The sequence below is a fragment of the Paenibacillus sp. FSL H7-0737 genome, from assembly GCF_000758545.1.
Classification (GTDB): Bacteria; Bacillota; Bacilli; order Paenibacillales; family Paenibacillaceae; genus Paenibacillus_AQ.
On sequence record NZ_CP009279.1, the window covers coordinates 5,781,398 to 5,801,313 of the forward strand.

General features: G+C 44.2%; 15 protein-coding genes. 7 read left to right on the forward strand and 8 right to left on the reverse strand.

The window, feature by feature from the left end; all coding sequences use genetic code 11:
- Positions 1 to 3 precede the first annotated feature (3 nt).
- The 4 genes from H70737_RS25170 to H70737_RS25185 form a co-directional block, all read right to left on the reverse strand.
- Complete coding sequence (locus tag H70737_RS25170) at positions 4 to 1,026, reverse strand: ABC transporter substrate-binding protein (RefSeq protein WP_042191724.1); 1,023 nt, start codon at positions 1,024 to 1,026, stop codon at positions 4 to 6.
- 205 nt (positions 1,027 to 1,231) lie between these two features.
- Entirely contained in the window at positions 1,232 to 2,071 is an 840-nt protein-coding gene (gene licT, locus H70737_RS25175; RefSeq protein ID WP_042191726.1) for a BglG family transcription antiterminator LicT, read from the reverse strand.
- A 278-nt stretch (positions 2,072 to 2,349) separates the two neighbouring features.
- The gene (locus H70737_RS25180) at positions 2,350 to 4,221 is read right to left on the reverse strand and encodes a beta-glucoside-specific PTS transporter subunit IIABC (protein WP_042191728.1); all 1,872 of its coding nucleotides are present in this window, start codon (positions 4,219 to 4,221) and stop codon (positions 2,350 to 2,352) included.
- Positions 4,222 to 4,429: 208 nt separating this feature from the next.
- Entirely contained in the window at positions 4,430 to 5,842 is a 1,413-nt protein-coding gene (locus H70737_RS25185; protein WP_042191730.1) for a glycoside hydrolase family 1 protein, read from the reverse strand.
- 113 nt (positions 5,843 to 5,955) lie between these two features.
- Here H70737_RS25185 and H70737_RS25190 point away from each other — a divergent pair, with 113 nt between their 5' ends.
- The 6 genes from H70737_RS25190 (at position 5,956) to H70737_RS25215 (ending at position 12,932) form a co-directional block, all read left to right on the forward strand.
- Complete coding sequence (locus tag H70737_RS25190) at positions 5,956 to 6,939, forward strand: LacI family DNA-binding transcriptional regulator (RefSeq protein WP_042191732.1); 984 nt, start codon at positions 5,956 to 5,958, stop codon at positions 6,937 to 6,939.
- Positions 6,940 to 7,017: 78 nt separating this feature from the next.
- Positions 7,018 to 7,689: a response regulator transcription factor gene (locus tag H70737_RS25195; RefSeq protein ID WP_042191734.1), complete on the forward strand. Its 672-nt coding sequence runs from the start codon at positions 7,018 to 7,020 to the stop codon at positions 7,687 to 7,689.
- Complete coding sequence (locus tag H70737_RS25200) at positions 7,686 to 8,765, forward strand: HAMP domain-containing sensor histidine kinase (protein WP_042191736.1); 1,080 nt, start codon at positions 7,686 to 7,688, stop codon at positions 8,763 to 8,765. The genes H70737_RS25195 and H70737_RS25200 overlap by 4 nt, the downstream gene beginning before the upstream one ends.
- Positions 8,762 to 9,247, forward strand: coding sequence for a GNAT family N-acetyltransferase (locus H70737_RS25205; RefSeq protein ID WP_042191738.1), 486 nt, complete (start codon positions 8,762 to 8,764; stop codon positions 9,245 to 9,247). The genes H70737_RS25200 and H70737_RS25205 overlap by 4 nt, the downstream gene beginning before the upstream one ends.
- A gap of 167 nt (positions 9,248 to 9,414) precedes the next feature.
- Complete coding sequence (locus H70737_RS25210; protein WP_042191741.1) at positions 9,415 to 11,172, forward strand: ABC transporter ATP-binding protein; 1,758 nt, start codon at positions 9,415 to 9,417, stop codon at positions 11,170 to 11,172.
- Positions 11,172 to 12,932 carry an ABC transporter ATP-binding protein gene (locus H70737_RS25215; protein WP_042191743.1) on the forward strand — a complete coding sequence of 587 codons (1,761 nt, stop codon included), beginning with the start codon at positions 11,172 to 11,174 and terminating at the stop codon, positions 12,930 to 12,932. The genes H70737_RS25210 and H70737_RS25215 overlap by 1 nt, the downstream gene beginning before the upstream one ends.
- A 73-nt stretch (positions 12,933 to 13,005) precedes the next feature.
- Here H70737_RS25215 and H70737_RS25220 read toward each other — a convergent pair whose 3' ends face one another.
- Both H70737_RS25220 and H70737_RS25225 read right to left on the reverse strand, forming a co-directional pair.
- A complete protein-coding gene (locus H70737_RS25220) occupies positions 13,006 to 13,794 on the reverse strand; it encodes a TrmH family RNA methyltransferase (protein WP_042194519.1) in 789 nt (262 codons plus the stop codon).
- Between the two features lie 258 nt (positions 13,795 to 14,052).
- Positions 14,053 to 14,712: a potassium channel family protein gene (locus H70737_RS25225; RefSeq protein ID WP_042191745.1), complete on the reverse strand. Its 660-nt coding sequence runs from the start codon at positions 14,710 to 14,712 to the stop codon at positions 14,053 to 14,055.
- Positions 14,713 to 14,848: 136 nt separating this feature from the next.
- Here H70737_RS25225 and H70737_RS25230 point away from each other — a divergent pair, with 136 nt between their 5' ends.
- Entirely contained in the window at positions 14,849 to 15,085 is a 237-nt protein-coding gene (locus H70737_RS25230; RefSeq protein ID WP_042191747.1) for a small acid-soluble spore protein SspI, read from the forward strand.
- 98 nt (positions 15,086 to 15,183) lie between these two features.
- Here H70737_RS25230 and H70737_RS25235 read toward each other — a convergent pair whose 3' ends face one another.
- Both H70737_RS25235 and zwf read right to left on the reverse strand, forming a co-directional pair.
- Positions 15,184 to 16,782 (reverse strand): peptide chain release factor 3, encoded by a 1,599-nt coding sequence (locus H70737_RS25235; RefSeq protein ID WP_042191749.1) that lies wholly within the window; start codon positions 16,780 to 16,782, stop codon positions 15,184 to 15,186.
- 1,346 nt (positions 16,783 to 18,128) lie between these two features.
- Complete coding sequence (gene zwf, locus H70737_RS25240) at positions 18,129 to 19,679, reverse strand: glucose-6-phosphate dehydrogenase (RefSeq protein ID WP_042191750.1); 1,551 nt, start codon at positions 19,677 to 19,679, stop codon at positions 18,129 to 18,131.
- Positions 19,680 to 19,916: the final 237 nt, after the last annotated feature.

The following is a 19,916-nucleotide window of genomic DNA, read 5'->3' on the forward strand; positions in this document are numbered from 1 at the left end:
CACTCATTTCGTTAATGTATTTATAACTTCATCCACGATAACTTTAGAGGATATCGGACCGCCGAACACCCAAGTAGTACTGCTCAATCCGAAGGTACGATTTTCTTTCACAAAGTTAAGGCCATTCCACACGGAATTATCCTTCAGCTCTTTCGTGAAAATATTATCATCCTTCTGGACGATATACATCAGGTTAGTATCCTGAACAGCCGGCAATGCTTCAACCGTTGATGTAGTGAATCCGTAAGCTTCGAATTTTTCGGGTTTCCAGTCGTTCTTCAAACCAATCCGTTCCAATGTTTGTACAGCAAGTGAGTTATCTGTAAAAAGACGCAATGTTGCCGCATTCTGATAGCTGTAAGCTTGCGTCAGCACGTAATTCAAGCCTTCTTTACCTGCTTCAGCCAGCTTTGCCTTCGCTTCCGCATAATGTGCATCCAGGTCAGCAAGAACCTTATCGCCTTCCGCGGTTTTACCTACAGCCGCTGCAATTGTTTTGAAAGTATCTTCCATCAACGTATACTGATTGCCTTGTCCTTCTTCCGGATACAGACCGAAAATCAGTGTTGGAGCGATGCCTTTTAATTGATCATAAATTCCTTCGTGTCCGCCCGTATTCGCAATAATCAAATCTGGCTTTAATGAAGCAATGGTCTCTAGATCTGGCTCGTCACGTGAACCAACATCCGTTACGCTTGCATCGAGTGGCACTTCAGAAGTTACATATAACTTGTAGTTTTCGTTATCGGCATTCCCCACCGGCTGCATTCCGAGCGCAATAATATCTTCCGTAAATGTCCACTCCAGAACTACAACCTTTTGCGCAGGCTTATCCAGCTTAACCTCGCCTTTAGAATCTTTTAATACGATCGGACCGCTTGTAGATTCACTACTTGCGTTTTCAGAAGCTGGTTTGTCATTTGCTCCCGTGTTTGATGTTGAATTATTCTTTTGGTTAGTACCACAGCCCGATACTACCAATATGATAGCAATAACCATAAATAAACTAATTAACCTTTTGTGCATTCTCTTTATCCCCCTGTATATAACGCTCGAAGTTATATTCTATGATAATTGTTATCATTCTATTGATAATGATTATCATAGATAACATAATAGTTATCTTATACGTGATTCCACCGAAAGTCAAAGTTAAAATTTAATATAGCTGGACTTTTTTCTAAAAAAAATCCTAATAAATCAAGGGCTTCCTTGATCATTAGGATGTTTGCTACTCCATTTTTTGGTTTGTAATTCTTTCAATGTGTATGGTGAGATACAGCATTTCATCATTTGTTAATTCACGATTGTATGTTTTATCAATATAGATTTTTATTTTTTCAACGCTGGCGAAAGCTTCTTTGTATTGCTCCTTCACTAAATTAAATAAGCCATTCTCATTATCCGGCGGTGGAGTGCCGTTGATGAGACGTTGGGCAAAAAATTTCAAGTGAGTGATAAACCGATAATAAGCGAGGGACTCCTCATCATACTCTAGTCTAAAATGATGCTTCACTATATTTAAGATGTCATTCATAATCTTCGTAATATTGACCATATTCGGCATCTCTTCATTCAGTTCAGCATTCACCAGATGGAGAGCAATATGTCCAGCCTCATCCTCGGGAAGCATAATGCCAAACTTTGAATGAATAATTTGAAGTGCAGCTTTCCCAACCTCATATTCTTCCTTATAGAACTTTTTGATCTCCCATAGCATGGCGTTTTTAATCTTCATCCCTTTTGAGAATCGCTCTAACGCAAAGCTGATATGATCGGTCAGACTGATGTAGATACTATCATCCAGCATTTTACCTAGTTGCAGCTTGGCGAAATTGATGATCTCTTCTGAAAGCTCCATATGCTCTATTGGAATCTCAGAAAGCAGTGTTTTTAGCTTATCTGAAAGCTTTTGATTGCTTAAAGTGAAGATCTTTTCAATTTTGTCTTCTTCTAGATAGTCCCCTTGTTTTTTCTTAAAGGCAAGTCCTCTTCCCATGACTACCAGTTCAAAATTAAGATCATCTATGACAGTAACAACATTGTTGTTTAACACTTTTTCGATCCGCATATGGCAACCCCTTGCACCAAAAATTAAAAAAGGCAAAACCAAAAGTAACCATTAAAAAATGGCTAAACTTCGGGTTTTGCCTGCACGACCAGTAACAATCCACAATTATTAATTAATAAAAATCATACCATGGACTTATTTAATCGACAAGCATCTAGCAATCCTTTCCATTATGCGCAGCTAGCTATATTTTTATTATGTTTTTCATAAAAAATCGACCTCTCAGCATCCATACTAAGAGATCGATTTCGTTTTAATTCTTATGACCTACCACTAAATCAAACTACTACCGTCAACAAATCTTCGCCCGGTGTGATCGCTGCTTTTTTAGTGCCAATGACGTCACTATAGTTAGCTGTATTGGTGATAATGATCGGCGTTGTGCTTTGATAGCCTTCATTTTTTATTTGTTCGAGATCAAATTCAATCAGTAGGTCACCCTGCTTAACCGTTGCTCCTTCTTCCACTTTCACATCAAAGTATTTCCCTTTTAACTTCACAGTTTCTATACCGATATGGATTAGAACTTCAACGCCATCATCCGATACGACTGCAATACAATGACCTGTTCTAAAAATGGTGGATACAACCCCGCTTACTGGGGAGTACAGCTTACCTTCTGAAGGTTCAATTGCCATCCCCTTACCCATTGCTTCAGAAGCAAATGCAGCATCATCTACGGAGGACAAAGGGATTACGTTACCGGCAAGAGGGCTTACAACAGTTGTACTTTTCACAGCGTGTGGGAGAATATTCTCGCTCTTTTCAGTATTCATATTCGTCTTTTCTTCTACACCATTCGATGTTTCTTCCACAGCATTCGCTTTCTTTTTGTCTTCAAAACCAAAGAACATCGTAATCACCGTAGCCAATATAATCGTCCCAAGAGCTATGATCGCTTGAATAGCCAAAGGTGAGAATGCAGGAAGACTTAATACGCTCACAAATGCGAATACTTCCATTTTTACACCAGCAAGACCTGACATCGCTCCACCTAGACCACCGGCAATAGATACATAAATAAAAGTCCGTTTGTAACGTGTCAACAATCCGTAAATAATAGGTTCAGTTACGCCTGAGAGCGCGCCAGGTAAAAAGGTACTTCCGGCCAATGTTTTCAACTTTTTGTCTTTTGTTTTCAAGAAAATCCCTAAGGCTACACCAAGTTGGGCGAAAATAGCCATACCTGCCATTGCATAGATCGGATCTCCACCCTTAGCAATGTTTTCAAGAATAATCGGAACGAGTCCCCAGTGCAAACCGAGCACGGTCAGGTACGTCCAGGAAATCCCCACAATTGCACCCGTAATAATACCACTCTTACTACTGAGGAACACAATAGCGTCTCCGATTAAGTTCCCTACATTTACTCCAAACGGTCCGAAAACCAAAATGGTCAAAGGAACAATCAACATCAAACATAACATAGGTACCAGGAACAATTGTAAATCCTTGTGTATAAACTTTCTTAGTTGCTTATCTAATAAAGCATATATACAGATGGCGATGAAAATCGGAAAAACGCTCGATGAATAATCCGACATTACTAAAGGAATACCTAGAAAATGTGGAGATTCAACACTGGCTAATCCCGTAATATTAGGTTCGAGTAAAGCCGCACCGATAGCGCCCCCTACATAAGCATTTACACCAAGTCTAATCGATAACGTAATGCCTAGGAAAATTGGCAGAAAGTAAAACACAGCATTACTAGCGCCGGCTAATACTTTGTAAGTCTCTCCATCTGCCGCTAAAACATTTAACGAAGTCAGTACAGTTAATAGCGCTTTCAACATACCCGCACCCGCTAAGGCACCAATTAAAGGCGAGAAGCTTCTAGAAATCACATCAAAAATCAAGGTTCCTATAGGTTTCTTAACCGTATTATCGCCAGAATTACTATTAGGAGATATGGATTTGCTTATCTCTTTATAAACATCAGCAACATGGGTACCCACAATGACTTGGAATTGTCCCCCTTTGCTAACTGCACCAATAATCCCTTCCATTTTATCCAGCTTTTCTTTATCAACTTTCTGTTCATCATTAAGCGTGAATCTTAGTCGAGTAGCACAGTGAATTACGTTGTTAATATTTTTCTCTCCACCGACAGATTGAATGATGTCTTTACCCAGCTGTTCATAACTCATTATCCTACACCCCTTTGGTAACAGATATATTAATCAATCGAGAAGGAATGAACGCAAAAAAACCTAAATCACATTCATGCACGAGAGAGAAATCTCCCGTAAACATAAATGAAACTTAGGTTTTGCCTGCTATGCAGTAGCAATCCTGATATCCGATTAATTGTTACTTACAAATTAACATGTTCAATTCATGATGTCAACCGGCATACTAGAACAGGTTCTGCCCGTTGGATTCAATCACTTCTTTGTACCAGTGGAAGGACTTTTTCCGGAATCTCTCAAGAGTGCCCGAGCCATCGTCATGACGGTCCACATAAATGAAGCCATAACGTTTCTTTAGTTCGGCGCTCGTTGCGCTAACCAAGTCGATGCAGCCCCAGCTTGTATAGCCCATGACTTCCACTCCATCGGCAATAGCCTCCGCGACCTGAACCAGATGATCTCGTAAATAATTGATCCGATAGTCGTCGTTTATTACCTTTTCGCCGTTCCCATCTAATACCAGCTGATCGACAGCGCCAAGACCATTTTCCACGATAAACAGCGGTTTCTGATATCGGTCGTAGAACATATTCATAACATAACGCAAGCCTTGCGGGTCGATCTGCCAGCCCCATTCGCTCGCTTCCAGATACGGATTAGGCACCCCACCCAGCAGGTTCCCTTCTCCTCTGATCTGTTTCTCTGGATCAGCCGTTTCACAAGTGCTCATATAGTAACTGAACGATATGAAATCCACCGTATGCTTCAGAATCTCTTCGTCCCCTGGCTCAAAATGAATGTGAATCCCATTTTCTTTGAAGAACCGCTTCATATAGCCGGGGTAATACCCTCTAGCATGAACATCCGCAAAGAACATATTTTTGTGATCACTTTGCATCGCCTTGATCAAATCGTCCGGATGCGGAGTGAGCGGATAAATCGGCATGCTAAGCACCATACACCCGATTTGGAAGTCTGGATTAATCTCATGTCCGATCTTCACAGCCAGAGCACTTGCTACGAACTCATGATGAATAGCTTGATACAGATCCTGCTTACTCAATTTCTCTAACGGCGTATTGATCCCGCCACTCATAAATGGGAACTCAAGAATGGAGTTAATCTCGTTAAAGGTCAGCCAATATTTAACCTTGTTCTTGTAACGATTATATATCGTTCTCACATAGCGCTCATAAAAATCCACCATCTTACGGTTAACCCATCCATCATATTCTCTTGCCAAATGCAGCGGAGTTTCATAATGGGAGATAGTCACCAGTGGCTCGATGCCGTATTTATGACACTCATCGAATAGGTCGTCGTAAAACTGCAGACCTTTTTCATTGGGCTCCAGCTCGTCCCCTTTCGGAAAAATCCGGGACCAGGCAATAGACGTCCGAAACACTTTAAAGCCCATTTCCGCGAACAGCTTAATATCTTCTTTATATCGGTGATAGAAATCGATTCCCACCAGCTTCATATTATCGTCGGTAGGAACCTCTGTAGGCGCAGACTTAATCCCCTTCGGCATAACATCTTGGGTGGACCATCCTTTACCATCCTCCTGATACGCCCCTTCAAGCTGATTGGCTGCTACAGCACCGCCCCATAAGAATCCTTTTGGAAATTGCAATTCCATATTTTTTCCCGCCTTTGCTATTGTGATAGTATAGGATTACTGCTCTAATTCGAATCCTAAACCTTGGAACGCGTTACATGTCAAGTACTAATCATGTGAAGGAGAACAAACCGATGTCCACTCTTGACGAAATCGCTAAGCTGTCGGGCTTTTCCAAAGCCACGGTGTCCCGCGTCCTAAACGAATCGCCCCATGTTAGTAAAGAGACTCGTGAGAAAATTCTCGCCATCATGAAGGAGACGGACTATGTCCCTAACCGCAATGCCATTTCTTTATCCAAAGGTCAAACGCAGCAAATCGGCATGATCACCATGGACCTAAACGAGCTTATTCTGAGCTTTATGAACAGCTTCGTCGAAATCTCCGATCATTATGGTTATCAGACGATTATTTATACTACCGGCGGGGATAAGCAGAAGGAGCTTCAGGCCTTTGAGGATCTCAAAATGAAACGAGTCGACGCCCTGCTCATCCTGACCTCCGTCAACGCACAGAATGTTATCTCTTCCTACTGCAAATACGGGCCAATCGTATCCTGGCAGCGTATGGACCATCCTGAAATACCGTCCGTTGCCATGAACCAGTATGATGGATATGCACTTGCTCTGGAGCATCTGATAGAGCGAGGTTATAAGCGCATCGCTAATGCTTTCGGCCGTCCTAGCAGCATCAATACCCACAGCAGACGCCTGGCCTATGAGCAAATCATGACCAAATATAATCTGCCCGTTATGGAGAAATGGTATTACTCTACGATTTACAGTATCCACGACGGAGAGCAGTTGCTGCGCTCCCTTATGGATGAAACAGACCGGCCAGATGCGATTCTGTGCTCCAATGATTTGGTGGCAGCGGGTATTCTCAACGAAGCACGCAGGCACAAATTGGACGTACCCGGGGATCTCGCCATCGTTGGTTTTGATAATTCAGAGCTGTCGCGAACTCTTGGAATCACGACCATTCTGAATCCGATTGCGGGACAAGCGGAGAATGCTTTTCTTCTGTTGGCTCCAGCGCTGCTTGGTAGGGACATGGAGCTGCAGCCGCTGTCGTTTCAACTAATTCAACGGGAGACAACTAGTTTGCCCAACCGCTAAGGATTTTGTCTTTAGCACTTTTATCAATTAGAATTATGGGAACAAGCGGTCAAAACCAGAACCTATTGGAGTGAAACCATGATTAAGATCCTCGTTGTGGAAGACGATAAGCATGTCAGAAAGTTGATGAACGCTGTCCTGAAACGGGAAGGTTATGAAGTGTTAACAGCCGAGAATGGAATCCAGGCACTGGAAGTTCTTGAAATCCAGCATATTGATCTAATTATTCTCGATATCATGATGCCGGGGATGGATGGTTATGAATTTGCCGAGGAGCTAAGGAATGCGAACAATATGATCCCGATCCTCATGGCCACGGCCAAACAGCTTCCAGAAGATAAGAAAAAAGGCTTTCGCCTCGGAACCGACGATTATATGACCAAACCTGTAGATACAGAAGAAATGCTGTTGAGAATACAAGCCCTTCTGCGCCGCTCGCAGATTGTAAGCGCCCGTAAGCTTGTAGTCGGTAAAATTATTCTTGATTTCGATACGTTAACAGTAACTCGAGACAATGAAAAACAGACACTTCCCCAGAAGGAATTCCATCTCCTTTATAAGCTTTTATCCTATCCGGAGCGCATTTTCACTCGAATCCAGCTGATGGACGAAATCTGGGGGATGGACAGCGAGACTACGGACACTACGGTTAATGTACATATCAACCGCTTGCGGAAACGGTTTGAAAACTATCCGGAATTCGAACTTGTGTCCGTCCGCGGTCTCGGATACAAGGCGGTGAGAAAATGATCAAAAAGCTAAGCAGCAAAATCAGTCTGCCAATCTACTTCTCGCTTGCTGTATTCATTATTTTCCTCATTACAGTGTTAATCACCGGAATTCTGACCTACTTGTCCTTGGCCTTCGGCCTACTTGATGAGCGGATTCTTCAGGACAAAAAAATTCTCACCTTGATTATATTGATTGCCTGCATTATTATCGGCACCGTCACATCAGTAATTACCAGTCGCAGAATGCTGAAATCAATCCGCACATTTATTGATGCTATTGACCAACTGGCCGGAGGCGATTTCTCCATGCGGCTGCAGCTCAAGCACCCTCCGGAGTTCAAGATTCTTTCCGAGAATATTAACCGGATGGCCGAGGAACTGGGTGGCATTGAAATTCTGCGAACAGACTTTGTAAACAATTTCTCCCATGAATTCCGTACTCCGATTGTGTCGATTAAAGGGTTCGCTGAAATCCTGAAGGATGACGAGCTGAGTAAGGATGAACGGAATGAATATCTGGATATTGTTATCGAGGAATCTACCCGTCTGGCTACACTGGCCTCCAATGTATTGAACCTCTCCAAAGTGGAAGCACAGGCCATATTAACCGACCGGCAGCCCTTCAATGTCGGAGAACAAATTCGCCAATGTGTCCTGCTACTTCATACTAAACTTACGAAAAAGCATATTTCCTTCAAAGCAAACGTACAGGACTATATGGTACCTGGGAATAAAGAGATGCTGAACCAGGTCTGGCTGAATTTATTGGACAATGCGATTAAATTCACTCCCGAGCACGGCGAAATCGAAGTTACTATGAGGCAGTTGAAAGATCAGGTTGAAATTACGTTCCGTGATAATGGAGCAGGCATCAGTCCAAGTGCACTTCCCAAGGTCTTCGACAAGTTCTATCAGCAAGATACCTCTCACTCTACTGCCGGTAATGGCCTGGGGCTTACGATTGTCCGAAAAATCATTGAGCTGCACGGCGGAACCGTCACCTGCGACAGTGCTCCAATGCAAGGAACCACTTTTACCGTGCTGCTCCCCGATTTTAAAAAGGTAAATAAAGAATTGGGGGTTACCAGTAAATGAGTGTACAATTCAAAAAACTGAGCGGCTTTAACCGGGGAATTCTCCTTGAATTATTGACAGATGCGTATTCATTTGATCGCAGATATGAACAAAGCTCTATTTCTGATTGGCAGGATTTTGACAACTTTTTCTTTGACCATTTACAAATTGCAGATAAATATGCTTTTATCACAACTGTAAATGATGAACCCATCGGATTTGTGGTGTGGGACCCGAGAAACATGCCTGAGTATGCAGAAATTGGGCATAATTGCATTGCTTCAAAACATAAAGGCAATGGCTATGGTAAAATCCAGCTTCAAGAGGCAATTAATAGAATCGCCCAGAATGATGTAACAAAAATTATTGTAACCACGAATGACGATTTAACCCCTGCTCAACGGATGTATGAAAGTGTTGGATTCACAATGTATCAAAAAAGGAAAAGTGAAACTGGCGCAGACTTTATTAAAGAATTCATAGATTATGTGTATTTTTTATAAAATGCTAATGTGTTCACGTATATCTGCTCAAACAGAAGAGACCACCCCAAGCAGTCATTCTATGGCTTAAGGGACGGTCTCTTCTTTCTTTTCATAGCAAAAGTTAACTTTCAGTTTATCATTCTCCGTTAAGATCATAGCAACGATAATGCAAAGGAGTCATTCTTATGTTGAAATTACTCAAGAATCTGGAACCCAAAGAATGGTTCTTATTCTGTATCAGTCTCATGTTCATTATCGCTCAAGTCTGGCTGGATTTAGAACTGCCTGACTACATGAGTGATATTACCCGGCTGATCCAGACACCAGGGAGCGAAATGAATGAAATCCTTGTCGCAGGCGGTTGGATGCTGCTCTGTGCTCTTGGCAGTCTGGCGACCTCGGTTGTTGTAGCGGGCATTGCTGCAAGAATAGCAGCCGATTTGTCTGCAAGATTGCGTTCCAAATTGTTCGATAAGGTACAATCCTTTTCGATGGAGGAGATCAGTAACTTCTCAACAGCCAGTCTAATTACCCGTTCCACGAATGACATCACGCAAGTACAAATGCTGATTGTGATCGGCTTACAGCTACTTGTGAAAGCACCCATCCTCGCAGTGTGGGCGATACTCAAGATTTCGGGTAAAAGCTGGGAGTGGACTCTTACGACAGGTGCCGCGGTGGCATTGCTAGTGGTTATTGTCGCAGTCTGTATCGTGCTCGTCCTGCCTAAATTTAAAAAGCTGCAGCTGCTTACAGATAATCTGAATCGTGTATCCAGAGAGAATCTTAACGGTCTTCGTGTCATCCGGGCATATAATGCCGAGGAATATCAAGAACAGAAGTTCGCTGTAGCTAACAACGAGCTTACCAGCACCAACCTATTTGCCAACAATGTAATGACCCTATTGATGCCGAGTATTACTTTGATTATGAGTGGACTCAGTCTCTCCATCTATTGGGTGGGTGCAGTGCTCATTCAAGCAGCCGAGGGTACTGCCAAGATGGGCTTGTTCTCAGATATGATCGTATTCTCATCTTATGCCATGCAAGTGGTTATGGCCTTTATGATGCTGATTATGATCTTTATTCTACTGCCCCGTGCTCAAGTATCGGCTAAGCGTATCAATGAAGTGCTAGAAACAGTACCTAGCTTGAAGAATGGATCAGTAACTCAATTCCCTGTGAAGCGAGAAGATGAAATTGAATTCAGGGGGGTTAGCTTCAAATATCCAGATGCAGAGGAATATGTGTTGGAGAACATCAGCTTCACGGCGAAGCAGGGGGAGACGGTTGCTTTTATCGGATCTACAGGCTGCGGGAAAAGTACACTTGTTAACCTCATTCCCCGTTTCTATGATGCTACAGAAGGCGAAGTGCTGGTAAATGGTATCAATGTCAGAGAATACGACCAGAAAGCGCTGCGGAATAAAATGGGCTATGTCTCTCAGAAGGCTGTTCTATTTGGTGGAACAGTGTCCTCCAATATTGCATTTGGTGAGAACGGATCCGGTCAGGTCCTCAGTTCAGATATTGTAGATGCGGTGTACACTTCCCAATCCTCTGAATTTGTAGAAAAGCTAGAGGGGAACTATGATGCCCATATCGCCCAAGGCGGTACGAATCTGTCTGGCGGGCAAAAACAGCGGCTGTCGATTGCCAGAGCGATTGCCCGGCGTCCAGAAATATTAATCTTTGACGATTCTTTCTCCGCGCTTGACTATAAGACTGACCGCAAACTGCGCAGTGAGCTTAAGAAAGACGCGCATGATTCAACGATGCTGATCGTTGCACAGCGTATTGGTACGATTAAAGATGCCGACAAGATCATTGTGCTGGAAGCCGGACGAATCGCAGGTATGGGAACCCATGACGAACTAATGCAGTCCTGCGACGTCTATCAGGAAATTGCTTATTCTCAGCTTACGAAGGAGGAGCTTGCATAATGAAAACCAAAAATAAAGGCCAGAATACATGGAGCAAGCTGCTCCGCTACTGCCGTAAATATGTTCCGGTTATTGTGATTGCGCTAATCTGCGCGGCAGCTGGAACGGTGCTCACGTTATTCGGCCCGGACAAACTCTCCGAGATCACCGACAAAATTACAGCTGGTCTTGCCGGCAGCATCGATATGGACGGCATTACTACCATTGGCATTACCCTCGTCATAATTTACGGCGTCGGTGCGTTGTTGTCACTCTCGCAAGGCTTGATCATGTCGATTATTACCCAGAAGGTCTCGAAGAAATTAAGAACTGATCTGGCTCATAAAATGAACAAACTTCCAATCTCCTACTATAATAAATCGGCCACAGGTGATATTTTATCCCGGGTAACGAATGATGTAGATACCATCGGGCAATCGATGAATCAGAGTATTGGTAATGTCGTAACCGCCTTAGCTATGTTCGTCGGTTCGGTCGTCATGATGCTGAAGACCAATGTAATTATGACCCTTACCGCTATCGTGGCAACGATCATCGGCTTTGGCCTTATGGTGGTCATTATGAAGAAATCGCAGAAATATTTTGCTAGCCAGCAGGAGTATTTAGGTAAAATCAACGGTCATGTCGAAGAAGTGTACACAGGACATAATGTAGTTAAAGCGTATAATGGCGAAGCGCAGATGCGCACTACCTTCCAGGAATTAAATCAGGGACTGAAGAACAGCGCCTTCAAAGCACAATTCCTCTCTGGGCTGATGCCACCCCTGATGGGCTTTATTGGTAATCTTGGATTCGTTGCCGTCTGTATCGTTGGAGGTGTACTCGCCATGAACGGTACGATTTCATTTGGGGTTATCGTCGCCTTCATTATGTATGTACGTTACTTTACCCAGCCGTTGTCTCAGATTGCCCAGGCCGCGCAGAGCCTGCAAGCTGCATCTGCAGCTGGCGGACGCGTGTTCGAATTTCTGGAGGCTGAGGAAATGGAAGACGAGAGTCACAAAGAGAACACACTGCCAACTGCTAAAGGTAAAGTGAAATTTGACCAAGTACAATTTGCGTATGAGACTTCAGAAAAACTGATTATCAATAACTTCTCGACAGATGTAAAACCTGGGCAAAAAGTGGCGATCGTTGGTCCTACCGGCGCAGGCAAAACTACGTTGGTCAATCTGCTCATCCGGTTCAACGAATTAACGGGTGGAGAAATCTACATCGATGATATGCCGATCAGCAGCCTTACGAGAGAGAACATTCATGATCTGTTCTGTATGGTCCTGCAGGATACCTGGCTGTTTGAGGGTACCATCAAAGAGAACCTGATTTACAATCAGCAGAACATTACAGACGAGAAGCTTATAGAGGCTTGCAAGTCCGTTGGCCTGCACCGCTTCATTAAATCCTTAAGTGACGGATACAACACCGTACTGAACGATAAAGTTAATCTGTCCGCCGGACAAAAGCAGCAGCTGACCATCGCTCGCGCGATGCTGAAAGATGCGCCGATGCTCATTCTTGATGAAGCTACAAGCTCAGTGGATACCCGTACAGAGCTGCTGATTCAGCAGGCAATGGATAAGCTTATGGAAGGCAGAACCTCTTTCGTTATCGCACACCGGCTCTCAACGATTAAGAATGCTGATGTGATTCTGGTCCTGAAGGACGGCGATATCCTGGAAAGCGGCAGCCACGCAGAATTGCTGGCTCAGAACGGATTCTATGCAGAGCTCTACAATAGCCAGTTTGAGCAGGCTTCTTAAAAACGACAAAAAAACTGCAACTCAATCATGAGCTTGCAGTTTTTTTATCGTCTGTTCCTTTTTTATAAGCAGCTTATGCCTCTCGCTGTCTCATTCCCTCAAACAGCAAAATCGTCGCCGCCATCGCCGCATTTAGTGATTCAGCGCGGCCTGCCATCGGGATGATGATACTCTTGTCCACGAGTCGCGCAGTTTCCGGCGAAATGCCTTTGCCCTCACTGCCAATCAGCAACCACTGACTGCCGTGAAAATCATGCTGATAGCACGATTCTTCTCCCTGCAGCGAAGTACTTACCAGCAACGCCCCGCGTTCCCGGGCCTGTGGCAAAATCTCACTTAAATCTCCCTCCACCACCGGGAGATGAAACATCGAGCCCATCGTGGAACGAATGGTCTTCGGATTGTAGAGGTCGGCACAGCCTTGGCCGAGGATCACTCCGTCTGCTCCCGCTGCATCCGCGCTGCGGATGATGGTGCCGACATTACCGGGGTCCTGGACACCGTCCAGGACAACTACCAGGCTGTCCTTCTTCGCTAGGATAGCCTCTACCGCCTGCTGTTCCTTCCGCACGATGGCGAACACCGGCTGCGGTGTATTAGTGCTGCTGCATTTCGAGATGATCGCCGCTGTTACGCCGATCACATCCATGCCCTGAACGGACTGAAGAAGCCCCTTCAGTTCAGCGGGCATTCCCTTGTCCAGGTCATAAGCAAGGCATTCCACATCTGCTTCAGCCAGCAGCGCTTCCTGTACCAGATGAACGCCTTCTACGATATATTTACGAGCCTTGTCACGGTGCTTTTTTTCTTGCAGCCCGGCCCACTCTTTAACCCGCGTATTTTGCGGAGACATGATTTCCATAAAGTCTTCCTTTCTTATGCCTTGCCAGTTATTCTTGCTCTTATCTCTTTGCTCTTTATCTTTATTCTTCTTCACTTCTCCCCCCTATAAACCTGATGATTACGTTATGGAGAGGAAATTTGGAACTGTAGGAGCGTAGCGCTCGCCTTTGTCTCGGGATTTTATCCGCAGCAAGCGGTTCAAATCAAAAAATCTGGAGACAACAGCGACCGGAAGTCCAACTTTCCTCGGAATAACGTACTCTATCAGGACACTCACCTACTGATACGCGATCTCCAGCTTCGTCAGGTTATCTTTATGCCCAACGATTACAAGGATATCCCCATCGATCAAGCGATCCTCTGCGCGAGGGGAGATGTTCATCTCTTCACCTTGGCGAATAGCCATTACGTTACATCCATATTTTGCACGGATATCGAGCTCTTGTAGATTTTTCCCGATCATCGATCCGGATACCTTCATGTCCAAAATACTATAGTCAGGCGACAGCTCGATATAATCTAATATATTAGGCGAAGCCAAATGATGCGCAACCCGCATTCCCATATCCCGTTCAGGATAAATCACCTTGTCTGCACCGATTTTCCCTAATACTTTGCCGTGCAGCTCACTTTTTGCTTTTGCGATAATTGCTGGTACACCAAGGTCCTTCAGGATTAAAGTTGTAAGAATGCTTGCTTGGATGTCCTCTCCAATAGCCACAACCACCACATCAAAATTGCGAATACCAAGTGCGCGCAGCGCTTCTTCATCCGTTGAATCTGCAGATACGGCGTGTGTTACTATATTTGAAATCTCCTGTGTCCGCTGCTCGTCCGCATCAATCGCAAGTACGTCAAACCCCATACCGCTGAGTGCTCTCGCAACACTGGATCCGAAACGCCCCATGCCAATGATGGCATATTGTTTTTTGGCCATGTCTTATGTACCTCCCGTAGCATTTCTATATCTAAAACAGTATAGCATACACAAACAAAAACTTGAATTTCCAGCACCTATACAGGGTACATTAAAACGAAGTGAATATCACTATATTTCAAAAAGGAGGTACTTTATGTCGGTTACTATTGACTTACGCCAGGCGATTATTCATAAAGTGCATGGTCAATCTGAAGAAGATTTGCGGCATATGATCGAAGGCTCGGTAGACGGACCGGAAGCAGCACTCCCGGGACTTGGCGCCGTGTTTGAAATGATATGGAAGGACTTAGACACCGCTAAGCAAGACAATTTGGTTTCTATGCTGCATGATCACCTGGAGACGATTACTCCCGGGAATATCACGTCATAGGTAGCCGCAACTAGTCAAAAACCTCCGCTTTCCCATTGTGCAGTTGCACGCTGAAGGCGGAGGTTTTTATTAACAATCAGAAAGTTGTAGCTTCCTTACTATAGCAATGCTTTTGGAGCCATCTCTAGGAACGTAGCTGTCGGGTTCTTATCCATCGCTGTCCGCATAGCATATTCATTCTCGAACAATACGACAAAATTGCCCTTCTTATCTGTAACGAGCGTAGAGTTAATACGGAACTTACTCGCATCCGGTTTAGCCTCATCTACGATCCAACGCGCGAACTGGTATGGCATACGCTGCAACTGAACATCCACACCATATTCACCCTTCATGCGGTACTCGAACACTTCAAACTGCAGTTGTCCAACTACACCGAGCAGAATATCGTCAAAGTTAACCGTACGGAATACTTGAATCATACCCTCTTCAGTCAGCTGATCGACACCCTTTTGGAACTGCTTCGATTTCAAAGCATTTTTAATACTCACTTTAGCAAAAATCTCTGGTGAGAATGTTGGCAGCTCATCGAATTCCAAATCTCCGGCCTGACTCAGTGTATCTCCAATTCTAAAAATACCTGGATCAAACAACCCGATAATATCTCCCGGATAAGCTTCCTCTACGATATCACGGTCTTGCGCTAAGAATTGTTGCGGCTGGGCCAGCTTAATGTCCTTACCCGCACGTACATGCTTCACGCTCATACCTCGTTCGAACTTCCCGGACACAATACGTAGAAAAGCAATCCGGTCACGGTGAGCCGGGTTCATATTGGCTTGGATTTTGAACACATAGCCAGTAAACTTCTCGTTCATTGGTTCTACCAAACCTGTAGTACTACGGCGTGGTTCAGGCTTCGGTGCCAGATCCAAGAAATTATCGAGGAAAGTCTGTACGCCGAAATTGTTGATTGCACTACCAAAGAACACAGGTGTGAGTTCACCACTTAGTACTTTTTCATAGTCAAAAGCATCGCCTGCTACATCCAGCAGCTCTAGATCCTGACACAGTTGATCATGCAGATATTCCCCAGCCATTTCACGAATGATTGGATCACGATATCCGTCAACCTTTTGCACCTTGATTACGGAGTGATCGTCACCTTGGAACAGCTCCACCTGATTCTTCATCCGGTCATATACGCCGCATAGCTCACGTCCACTACCAATCGGCCAGTTCATAGGCACAGAGCGAATACCCAGTACCTGCTCCAGCTCTTCCATTAGATCAAACGGACTGCGTCCTTCACGGTCCAGCTTATTGATAAAAGTAAAAATCGGAATCCCACGTTTAGCACATACCTGAAACAGCTTGGTCGTTTGGGTTTCCACACCTTTTGCCACGTCGATAAGCATGACCGCACTATCCGCTGCTGTTAGTGTACGGTAGGTGTCCTCACTAAAGTCTTGGTGACCCGGTGTATCCAAAATATTCACGCGGTGATTCAAATAATCAAACTGCATCACAGAGGAAGTAACAGAAATCCCCCGTTGCTTTTCAATTTCCATCCAGTCACTCGTTGCATGCTTGTTCGCCTTACGGGCCTTAACCGTTCCCGCCAGACGGATAGCACCACCGAATAACAGTAGTTTTTCCGTTAAAGTTGTTTTACCCGCATCCGGGTGGGAAATGATCGCAAAGGTTCTGCGTCTGTCCACTTCCTTTTGCAGCTTCTGATCTATTGCTTTGTTCATTACACATATCCCTTCATATATAAAATTCCTGCTTCTGCTTCAATTACACTGGGGTTATCTTCAAATCGGTGCTCTGCTCATCGTTCATACCCCTTCATTTCTGAATGAATAGCTATCTTAGGTCTAGCTCCAGTCCGCTTCAAGTGAAAGCATCCTCTAAAGTATATCAAAATCCGGCAGACATTATCTACTAAAAAGCTTTTGCAGCAAAATATCTCCCAAATCAAGTCTATATTATGTTCACCAGTTCCCATAGTTCAAGAAGAAAAACGCCTGACTGCGTCCTTATTGCACTTATTCCCTAATAACAAGCCCATTCACGGGTGATTCAGGGCAGATAACAGCGCTAGCTCGTTTACGTTACCGGAGGCACACTATATTCGGTTTTTCGCATACATTTGGCTCGTTTACGTTACTGGCGGCACATTGTATTCGGTTTTTCGCATACATTTGGCTCGATTACGTTACTGGCGGCACATTGTATTCGGTTTTTCGCATACAATCGGCTCGTTTACGTTACCGGCGGCACATTATATTCGGTTTTTCGCATACAATCGGCTCGTTTACGTTACCGGCGGCACATTATATTCGGTTTTTCGCATACATTCGGCTCGTTTACGTTACTGGCGGCACATTGTATTAGGTTTTTCGCATACAATCGGCTCGTTTACGTTACTGGCGGCACATTGTATTCGGTTTTTCGCATACATTTGGCTCGTTTACGTTACTGGCGGCACATTATATTCGGTTTTCCGCATACATTCGGCTCGTTTACGTTACTGACGGCATATTGTATTAGATTTTTCGCATACATTCGGCTCGTTTACGTTACTGGCGGCACATTGTATTCGGTTTTTCGCATACATTTGTCCGTAAGCTCGACTAAAACATGTATTTCGGAGGATAAGGTCCGTTCGGTCGTCCCAAAGAGGTGTGTGTTAATTGAAGACAGGGCTCCCCATGGCCCCCCGTTGAATATAGGCCCCTCCCTTGATTTCGTTTCACATTTCTCCGCAGTCTCTTATAGTAAAATAGTTGTATTTCCTACACTTATAAGAAGTATTAGCATTTCCAATCGCCTTTAGTTGTATTTGATGCAATTAAAAATTCAATGTGCTAGCTATTCGGCCTTATGCGGAGAAAATAGTTGCAGAGAATACACTTAAAAGACTAATTTCCACCCAATATGTGATTTTAATTGTACAAAGTGCAGTTATTTAAAAATGCTCCTGTCGCCCGAGCGGCATTTGGAGCCAGAGTGGCCTTGGGGGCTGAGTGTTCTCTAATCTCAGCATTACAAAAAATCTCCCTGCATCCTCTGCAGGGAGATAGCATTAACGCAAAGTTTAGTTATTCTTCAGCCATACTACATTATCTTCTTCCTGACCATTAACCGGCCACCAATGGAAGCCATCCTGAGCAAGCAATTGATCCGCTTCAACCGGACCCCAAGTGCCAGCAGGATAAGCAGATAGATCACTCGACTCTTCTTTCCAAGCCTTCGCAATACGATCCACGAACGACCATGCCGACGATACCTCATCCCAACGAGTGAAATAAGTGGAATCTCCACGTGCCGCGTCATGCAGCAAGCGCTCGTAAGCTTCCGGGGAATTGATTCCAACCAAGCAGCTCTGACAGAAGTCCATAGCTAGTGGTTGAATTTCAGACTCGGAACCCGGCTTCTTGGCATTAATCTTTACATAAATGCCTTCCATAGGGTTCACACGGATAACAAGCAGGTTAGGCTCCAGCGTATGCTTTTGTCCCAAATAAACATTGGTTGGCATTCCCTTGAACTCAACTACCACTTCCGTTGTCTTCACCGGTAGACGTTTACCTGTACGAATATAGAAAGGAACTCCAGCCCAGCGGAAGTTATCTACAAACACACGGGCAGCAAAATACGTCTCAGTACTCGATTCAGGATCAACCTTATCTTCCTGACGATAAGCAGGAAGGGTCTTTCCATTATGCAAGCCTTGAATATACTGTGCTCTCACGACGTTCTCACGAACTTCGTCAGATGTACCATAAGGACGAAGTGAACGAAGTACCTTCACCTTCTCGTCACGAATATCTTCTGCAAGCAGACGGCTTGGTGGTTCCATTGCGATCATAGTCAGCAGTTGCAATATATGATTCTGGCCCATATCCCGTAACGCTCCAGCATGGTCATAATAACCACCACGCTCTTCAACACCTACGGTTTCGCCAAGTGTAATTTGAATATTGGCAATATGCTTATTATTCCAAAGCGGCTCGAAAAAAGCATTTGCAAAACGAATGACTTCAATATTTTGAACCATTTCTTTACCAAGATAATGATCGATCCGGTAGATCTCCTCTTCCTTGAACACCTCACGGATCTGCTCGTTCAGCTGCTCAGCTGATTCCAGATTATATCCAAAAGGCTTCTCGATGACGAGACGATTCCAACCTGTGCTATCCAGCATGCCGCCAGCCTTAAGGTTGAACGAGACACTGCCGAATAATTCAGGTGCCAGCGCAAGATAGAACATCCGATTGCCCGGAATTCTGAACTTCTCTTCAAGAGCTTCTGTTTGAGCTCTTAATTCCCGGAAGCCATCAATATCGTTGATGTCCAGAGATTTGTATTCAAAATGCTGTACAAACTCATTCCATTCATTCTCTTCTCCCGCTTTATAACGGCAGAATTCAAGGATGGATTCCTTCACATCACTTCTAAATTCTTCCTGAGTACGCGGGCGCCGCGCCACGCCAATTACCGCAAAATCATGTGCCAGCTTACCTTCACGGTACAAGCTGTAAATCGCCGGGAAAAGCTTACGCCGGGCTAAATCTCCGGTTGCCCCAAAGATAAAAAAGACAGCACCGGGTGTGTGCAGTGCATCAAGGGTTTGATTTTCAGCCATGGCTCCTCATCTTTCTGTATGTAATATAGTTTATTGACATTCTCAGCGTCGAGAAAACGACGTTATGTCATTTTAGCATATTCCTAAAAAGGATGCTATCAGATTACTGACAAATACTCTCGGGATTTCGCAAATTTCAATTAAAATTTCTTATTACTAATTATACTTCACCTTATAAAACTATCTATATTGACGAAGTGTTTGTCACTTTATCCATTAATATAAGTGAATCGTTTT